Annotated in this window: 1 protein-coding gene; it reads right to left on the reverse strand. The window is 63.7% G+C overall.

The window, feature by feature from the left end:
* A partial coding sequence (locus SB772_RS40945) for a hypothetical protein (RefSeq protein WP_410838643.1) occupies positions 1–187 on the reverse strand: 187 nt, incomplete at its 3' end.
* Positions 188–273: the final 86 nt, after the last annotated feature.

Below are 273 nucleotides of genomic sequence, written 5' to 3' on the forward strand. Positions count from 1 at the left end.
GGCTGAGGTCGAGGCCGCCATGAAAGGCCCCCACGGCGCTCGGCGAAATAAGCCCCTGGTCCATGCTGCGCGTCGGCGTAGTGCCAAGTTTGAAGTCGAAATCGCCCAATTGGCGCTGTATCTGCTGGGCCTGCAACGCGGCGCTGAACAGCAGCGCTGCGCTCAGCAACAGAATGGGCCTGGTCATGGTCACCGTCCTGGAAGGCTTGCTGTAGAGCGCCCAAGGATACCCGTGTTGGCCAAGGGTGCAAACCGTTCGGCGCGCCACCCAGG

Origin of the sequence: Paraburkholderia sp. SIMBA_030, assembly GCF_046535245.1 — a bacterium.
Classification (GTDB): domain Bacteria; phylum Pseudomonadota; class Gammaproteobacteria; order Burkholderiales; family Burkholderiaceae; genus Paraburkholderia.